General features: G+C 73.7%; 8 protein-coding genes. 2 read left to right on the top strand and 6 right to left on the bottom strand.

What is annotated here, in order from left to right:
* Positions 1-77 precede the first annotated feature (77 nt).
* The 4 genes from ACFXA3_RS30145 to ACFXA3_RS30160 all read right to left on the bottom strand — a co-directional run bounded on the left by ACFXA3_RS30145 (position 78) and on the right by ACFXA3_RS30160 (position 2,803).
* Entirely contained in the window at positions 78-563 is a 486-nt protein-coding gene (locus tag ACFXA3_RS30145) for a DUF6099 family protein (protein WP_385191758.1), read from the bottom strand.
* Positions 564-685: 122 nt separating this feature from the next.
* Positions 686-1,075 carry a nucleotide pyrophosphohydrolase gene (locus ACFXA3_RS30150; RefSeq protein WP_385191759.1) on the bottom strand — a complete coding sequence of 130 codons (390 nt, stop codon included), beginning with the start codon at positions 1,073-1,075 and terminating at the stop codon, positions 686-688.
* The gene (locus ACFXA3_RS30155; RefSeq protein WP_385191760.1) at positions 1,072-2,340 is read right to left on the bottom strand and encodes an ATP-binding protein; all 1,269 of its coding nucleotides are present in this window, start codon (positions 2,338-2,340) and stop codon (positions 1,072-1,074) included. Before ACFXA3_RS30155 ends, ACFXA3_RS30150 begins: the two co-directional genes overlap by 4 nt.
* Before the next feature lie 67 nt (positions 2,341-2,407).
* Entirely contained in the window at positions 2,408-2,803 is a 396-nt protein-coding gene (locus ACFXA3_RS30160) for a cell division protein SepF (protein ID WP_327279092.1), read from the bottom strand.
* A gap of 162 nt (positions 2,804-2,965) precedes the next feature.
* On the opposite strand from ACFXA3_RS30160, the gene ACFXA3_RS30165 reads away from it, so the two are divergent.
* The gene (locus tag ACFXA3_RS30165) at positions 2,966-3,679 is read left to right on the top strand and encodes a DUF2470 domain-containing protein (RefSeq protein WP_385191762.1); all 714 of its coding nucleotides are present in this window, start codon (positions 2,966-2,968) and stop codon (positions 3,677-3,679) included.
* A 36-nt stretch (positions 3,680-3,715) separates the two neighbouring features.
* Positions 3,716-4,636 carry an NADP-dependent oxidoreductase gene (locus ACFXA3_RS30170; protein WP_385191763.1) on the top strand — a complete coding sequence of 307 codons (921 nt, stop codon included), beginning with the start codon at positions 3,716-3,718 and terminating at the stop codon, positions 4,634-4,636.
* 45 nt (positions 4,637-4,681) lie between these two features.
* On the opposite strand, the gene ACFXA3_RS30175 is transcribed toward ACFXA3_RS30170, so the two are convergent.
* Complete coding sequence (locus ACFXA3_RS30175) at positions 4,682-6,034, bottom strand: LLM class flavin-dependent oxidoreductase (protein ID WP_385191764.1); 1,353 nt, start codon at positions 6,032-6,034, stop codon at positions 4,682-4,684.
* Between the two features lie 103 nt (positions 6,035-6,137).
* Positions 6,138-7,016 (bottom strand): ABC transporter permease (locus tag ACFXA3_RS30180; protein ID WP_385191766.1); only part of this gene is annotated, 879 nt, incomplete at its 5' end.

A 7,016-nucleotide genomic window follows, 5' to 3' on the forward strand; every position in this document is an offset into this window, starting at 1 on the left:
GCTCAACCCCGGCCCCGGCCCCACGACCCCGGCCTCGTGGCCGGCCCGCCGCCGGGGCACCGCGTCAGGCCACCGGGTCAGGCCACTCCGGAGGCGGACCCCCTTTCGCGGACCGTCAGGCGGCGCAGGACGCCCCGGACCCGGTCGCTCGATTCGTCGGCCGCGTCGATGGACTCGATGCACTGCCAGTACAGGCCTTCGTCGTCCGTCGCGCAGGCCACCCCGACCAGGGCTATCCCCACCTCGCCGAGCAGCGCCTGCAGTCCGAGCAGGGCCTGGCGGACATCCGCCACCCCGGTCAGCTGCGCGGCTCTCGGTGGGAGGTCGGGCGCACCGCCCTCACCCGGCAGGGCCGCTCTGTCGAGCACCCCGCACCCTCTGCCCCCCGCTTCACCCAGTCCCCGTGCCTCCGATCTCAGCTCCGGCGGCCCGGTGACCGCCAGCCAGCTCCCGATCCCCTGGGCGAGCGCCTGGGCCTGCCAGGCCTCGCCCACGATGTCCATCGCCGCCCCGCTCTGCGCCAGCGCGTGCCGGCCGGCCGCGATGAGCCGTACCGCATCCATATGCCGTCCCCCGTCCGCACGACATCCGCCGTTCTCCCACTACCCAGAGTGAGGGCAATGGGCCAGTAAAGCCAGGGGTATTCGGAAATCTATGGACACAAACATGGTTGTGGACGACGCCATCACTCCGAAGAGTGACAATTCGATGCCGGAGGCCCGGTCACCGGGAAGCGGAGCTCGTTCCTCTCGATCTTCGCGGCGAGCGCATCCAGCACATCCACCCCGAGAACCTCACAGAATTGCAGCAGATACGCCAGTACGTCGGCCACCTCATCGGCCACGCGGTGGGCGGTTTCCGGCTTCTCCATGACCTTCGCCGACTGTTCCGGCGTCAGCCACTGGAAGATTTCGACCAGTTCGGACGCTTCCACGCTCAGCGCCACGGCCAGGTTCTTGGGCGTGTGGTACGGCTCCCAGCCGCGCGCGGCGGCGAACTCGGCCAGCCGCCGCTGAAGTCGGTGCAGTCGCTCCTGCCCCGCCGGGGAGGGCTCGGTGTCGCGCGTATCGCTCATGCCGTCAGGTCTACCACCGTGACTCCCGGGGTCGCACGGGCGGCCTCCGCGGTCTCCCTGCCCACCGCCGCCGCCAGCCGGACGTGGCCGCGGCCGCAGGACAGCAGGGCCAGCCGCAGCAGTTCGGCGCCCTGCCGCCCGTCCAGGCCGCGGTCGAAGCCGTCGGCGAGGACGGTCAGCGCCTGCCGGGCGGAGAGCAGCTCGGCGGCCGGGTCCATGGCGAGCACCCCCGGGCCGGTCAGCAGGACCAGTGCCAGCGCGAGGAAGCGGAGCTCGCCCGCGCCGAGCCGGCCCAGTTCGGTGGCGGGCGCGGCGGCGCCGCGGTCCAGCAGCGCGGTGACCGGGCCCTGGGCGGGGGCCCGTACCTCCAGCCCCTGCACCGGGCCCGCGCAGCCGGTCCGCGCCGCCGCGGCCAGCAGCGCGTGGCGGGTGCCGCACTCGTGGCGGGTCCGGCGCAGGACGTCGGCCAGGTTGGAGCAGTCGCCCAGCAGCCGGCCCCCGCCGGGCGGGACGGGTGCGCGCATCCGCTCGGGCTGCGGGTCGCAGGGGAACGCCGAGCGCAGCGCCACCACCACCTGCTCGGCGGCCGCCAGGACCCGGCGCTGCCCGGCGGTGGAGCCGGCCACGCGCAGCGGGAGCAGGGCGGTGCCGAGCCGGTCGTCGGGGAGCGGGGCCCGGGTGACGCCGACGGCTCCGCCGGTCAGCCAGGAGGCCTGCACGGACCGCCGGCCCGGGTCGCGCAGGGCGGTGGCCAGCAGGATCTGCCCGTCCACGGAGAGCCGTTCGCCGACGATGCGCAGGGTGGGCTCGGCCTGTACGGCGAGGTCGAGGCGGACGGGTCCGGCGGGGCCGTCGACGGTGCAGCCGATGCGGAATCCGCGCCGCCCCTGGCCGTCGGGCAGGGCCCGGTCGGGGATCCGGCCCCGCGGATCGGGGAACGTCTGCTCCAGGGTGGCCCCGGCCCCGAGCCCGGCCAGCGCTCCGCAGGCGTCCAGGACCTGGGACTTGCCGCTGCCGCTGGGTCCGGCGAAGAGCGTCACGGGCCCGAACCCGAAGACGGCTCCCCGGTGCACCCCGAAGGCGGAGAGCCGCAGCTCGCTCACGACGGGCCGGTGCGGTGCCGCGCTCCGGACGGGTGACGGCGCGAGGGCGGGGGCGGCAGCGGCGGCCGCGTCGGCGGGTGCGGGCGCGGCCGCGTCGGCGGGGCCGGCTAAGCCGGCGGGGGCGGGGGGCGTGGCTCCCGGCGGGTTCAGGGTGGCGTCCATGCGCCGGACGGTACGGGCCGCCGGACCCCCGGTGGGTACGGCGAACCGTTCCGCCGACGCGACCTTCCTACGATCGGGGGACGGCCGCGGCCGCGATCCCCTCGACCTCGGTCCCGACGGGCGCCAGCAGGAAGACGTTCCGGTCGACCCGGTGCATCCCGCTGCCCAGCCCGAAGACCACGCCGCTGCTGAAGTCGAGGATCCGCTTGGCCACTTCGGTGTCCGCGCCGGTGAGGTCGAGCAGGACCGGGATCTGCGCGATCAGGTACTCGGCCACCTCCCGGGCGTCGGCGAAGACCTGGACCCGGATCACGACGAAGCGCCGCTGTTCCGCCGCGGCCGCCCCCGGCGCCGTGGGGATCGTGCGGTGGTCCACCCGGGAGGGCCACTCGTTGCGACTGCGCAGGGGGACCACCTGCGCGAGCCCCTCCCACTGTTCGTCCGTGACGTCGTACCTGCTCACCGGGCCGCCTCGGCCGTGCGCTTCATGTGCATCCCCCCATCCTCTCGCGTTTCACCCGTTCAGCCCAACAACGACACGAGTGACACGGGGTACTCCCGCAGAAGCGAATGGGTTAGGTTAGGCATACCTAAGTCACTCGCCCAGGACGATGGAGAGATCCGCATGCCCATGCCCGGTGCTGCCCCCGCCACCCCGGCCGCCGGCCGGCCCACCGACGCCGAGCGGGTCCGGTCCGTCCTGGCCGCGGCCCACTCGATGACCGTGGTCACCGACGGGCTGAGCAGCGAGGTCCGCCACCTCGACGGGAGCGACCCGATGGGCCGCCTGCACCTGCACCCCGCCGAACCCGGCGGCGACCGCGAGCACCGGCCCTCGATCCGGCTGGAGTTCACCGACATCGCCCCCACCCCCGTACGGGACCGGGTGCGCGCCCGCGTCACGATCACGGGCCGTCTGCTCACGCCCTACACGGAAGAAGGCGCCGATTCCACCTGCATGGAATTCGGCCGGGCCGTCCTGGAGACCGCGCAGGGCCGCTCGTCCGTCGGCCTCGAAGAGCTCGACGCCGCCTGCCCCGACCCGCTCGCGTCCTACGAGTCCGGCATGCTCACGCACCTCGTCGACGACCACGCCGAACTCGTCACCCTGCTGCTGCGCCTGGTGCGGCCGCTGCCCGCCGAGCCCGTGGTCCGCGTCCTGCCGCTGGCCATGGACCGGTACGGGATCACCCTGCGCCTGGAACAGGCCCGCGGCCACCGCGACGTACGCCTGCCCTTCCCCTCCCCCCTCGACGACGTCGAACAGTCCGGGGTGCAGATCCAGGCCCTGTTCAGCGCGGCCCGGCGGCGCTCGCACCGCAACAGCCTGCCCGCCTGAGGAATAGGCCCGGCCGCGGCCCCGTTGGGGACGATCATGAAGGCCATCACGTACAGCGCATACGGAACTCCCGCGGACCTCGTGCTCGTTGACGTACCGCAGCCCAAGGTCGGCCCCGGCGAAGTACTGGTCCGGGTCAAGGCCGCCGGCGTCAACCCGGTGGACTGGAAGCTCGCCGCCGGATACCTCGACCCGATCCTCGAAGTCCGCCACCCCGTCATACCCGGCTGGGACGTGGCCGGAGTCGTCGAGGCCGTCGGCCCCGACACCTTCGACTTCGCCGTCGGCGACGAGGTCTACGGGTACGTCCGCAAGGAGTGGGTCGAGCTCGGCACCTACGCCGAACTCGTCTCGGCCCCCGTGCGGACGCTGGCCCGCAAGCCGCGCGAGCTCGGCTTCGAGCAGGCCGCCGGCCTCCCGCTGGCCGGTCTCACCGCGTACCAGTCCCTGACCCGCGTCGGCCTCGAGGCCGGCGAGACCGTCGTCATCCACTCCGCGGCGGGCGGCACCGGCTCCTTCGGCGTCCAGATCGCCGTCGCCCTCGGCCTGCGCGTCATCGGCACGGCCGGCGCGCACAACCACGACTACCTGCGCTCGCTCGGCGCGGAACCCGTCCTCTACGGGGAGGGCATGGCGGACCGCATCCGCGAGCTGGCCCCCGAAGGCATCGACGCCGGCCTGGACTTCTTCGGGGACGGCGCCGTCGAGATCCTCCAGTCGCTCGTCAAGGAGCGCAGCCGGGTGGTCTCCATCGCCGACTACGAGGCCGCCGCCAAGGGCGCGCACCAGCTGTGGGTGCGCCCGGACACCGCCGACCTGACGTTCCTCGCCGGGCTCGCCGACGCGGGCGGCCTCACGGTCAACGTGGAGCACGCGCTGCCGCTCGCCGAGGCCGCGAAGGCCTGGGAGCTCAGCGCGGCGGGCCGCACCCGCGGCAAGATCGTCCTGACGCTCTGAACACGCCGGGGCCGCCGGAGTACGGGACTCCGGCGGCCCGCGGGCTCAGCCGACGACGGCGGCCGCAGCGGTGGCGGTGGCGGCGTACCGGTTCGCCGGGCGCGGGAGGCCGTAGTTCTCGCGCAGCGTGGCCCCCGTGTACTCGGTACGGAACAGGCCGCGCCGCTGGAGGATCGGCACGACGTGGTCGACGAAGGCGGTGAGCCCGGTGGGCAGCACGGGCGCCATGATGTTGAAGCCGTCGGCGGCGCCCTGCGTGAACCACTCCTCCAGCTGGTCGGCGATCTGCTCGGGCGTACCGGCGAAGACGCGGTGACCGCGGCCGGCGCCGAGGCGGGCGATCAGCTCGCGCAGGGTGAGACCGTCGCGGCGGGCCAGTTCGGCCACGAGGGTGAACCGGCTCTTGTTGCCGTTGATGTCCCGCTCCTCGGGGAGCTCGGGCAGCGGACCGTCGAGCGGGAGGCCCGTGAGGTCGGTGCCGAGCATGCCGGAGAGCTGGGCGAGCCCGTACTCCGGCACCTGGAGGTCGGTGAGCTGCTGTTCCAGGGCCTTCGCCTCGGCCTCGGTGGAGCCGATGACCGGGGCGATGCCGGGCAGGACGAGCAGGTCGGACTCGGCCCGGCCGTACTTCGCCAGGCGCGCCTTGAGGTCCTTGTAGAAGGTCTGCCCGTCGGCGAGGGTCTGCTGGGCGGTGAAGACGGCCTCGGCGTACCGGGCGGCGAACTCCTTGCCGTCCTCGGAGGAGCCGGCCTGCACGAGGAGCGGGTGGCCCTGCGGGGAGCGGGGCACGTTCAGCGGTCCGGCCACGCCGAAGTACTCGCCGCGGTGGGCGGCCGGGTGGAGCTTGTCGGTGTCGGCGTAGATGCCGCGCTCCTTGTCGAGGACGATCGCGTCGTCCTCCCAGCTGTCCCAGAGCTTGATGGCGACGTCGAGGAACTCGCGGGCGCGGTCGTAGCGGAGGCTGTGCTCCAGGTGCTCCTCCTGACCGAAGTTGCGGGCCTCGTCGACGGTGCCGGAGGTGACGATGTTCCAGCCGGCGCGGCCGTTGCTGATGTGGTCGAGGGAGGCGAACTTGCGGGCGAGGTGGAACGGCTCGTTGAAGGTGGTGGAGACGGTGGCGATCAGTCCGATGTGCTCGGTCACGGCGGCGATGGCGGACAGCAGGGTGAGCGGTTCGAACCCGCCGAGGGCGTTGTAGCGGGCCTTGCCCCAGAGGGCGAGCCCGTCGGCGAAGAAGATCGAGTCGAGCCGCCCCCGCTCGGCGGTGCGGGCCAGCTCCTGGAAGTACTTCAGGTCGGTGACCCGTTCGGGGCTGCTGCCGGGATGGCGCCAGGCGGCGTCGTGGTGGCCGGCGTTCATGAGGAAGGCGTTGAGGTGGAGGGTCCGGGGTGCGGTCATGGTGGTGTTCCTCGGATCGGGGGGACGAAGGGGCTGCGGGCCGGGACGTCGGGCGTGGACCGGACGGGGCTTCAGGACGGGTCACCCGGGGGTCATGCGGGGGTCACGCGGGGACGCGCCACACGCTGAGCCGGCGTTCGATGGTGACCAGGAGCTGGTTGAAGGCCACCCCGATGGCGGAGATGGTGACGATGCCCGCGTACATCTCGGGGATCGCGAAGTTGAACTGCGAGGCGTTGATCAGATAGCCGAGGCCCGCTTTGGCGCCGATCATCTCGGCGGCCACGAGGACCAGGATGGACACGGCGCCGGCCAGCCGGATGCCGGTGAAGATGGCCGGTACGGACGAGGGCAGGATCACCTTCTGGAAGAGCCTCGGCGTGGACAGGTCCATGGACCGGGCGAGTTTGACCAGGGTCGGGTCGGCGTTTCCCACCGCGCTGATGGTGTTCAGCAGGATCGGCCAGACGCAGGCGTACACGACGATGGAGACCTTCGAGGTCTCCCCGATGCCGAGCAGCAGCACGAAGACCGGCAGCAGCGCGAGGGCCGCCGTGTTGCGGAACACCTCCAGCAGCGGGCCGAGCAGCGCCGCGACGGGGCGGTACCAGCCGATGAGCAGGCCGAGCGGGACGGCGACGACGACGGCGATGCCGAAGCCGCCGAAGGAGCGGACGAGGCTGGCGCGGGTGTGCTCGCCGAGCTGGCCGTCGAGCAGCAGTCCCCACCAGGCCTTGGCGACCTCGCTGGCCGGCGGGAGGAACGTGGCGTCGACGAGGCCGAGCCGGGGGGCGGTCTCCCACAGCGCGACGAGGGCGAGGAGCGCGGCGGACCGCAGCACCGCGGACCGCAGCCACCGCCCGAGGGCCGCGCCCCCGGCGGGGGGGCGGGGGGGAAACCCCCGCGCGGCCCCCCCGGCCCCCGCGGGGGGGGGGGGCGGGGCGGGCCCCCCCCCGCCCCCCCCCCCGGGGGGGGGCGGGCG

It is taken from the genome of Streptomyces sp. NPDC059456, assembly GCF_042750055.1.
Lineage (GTDB): Bacteria > Actinomycetota > Actinomycetes > Streptomycetales > Streptomycetaceae > Streptomyces.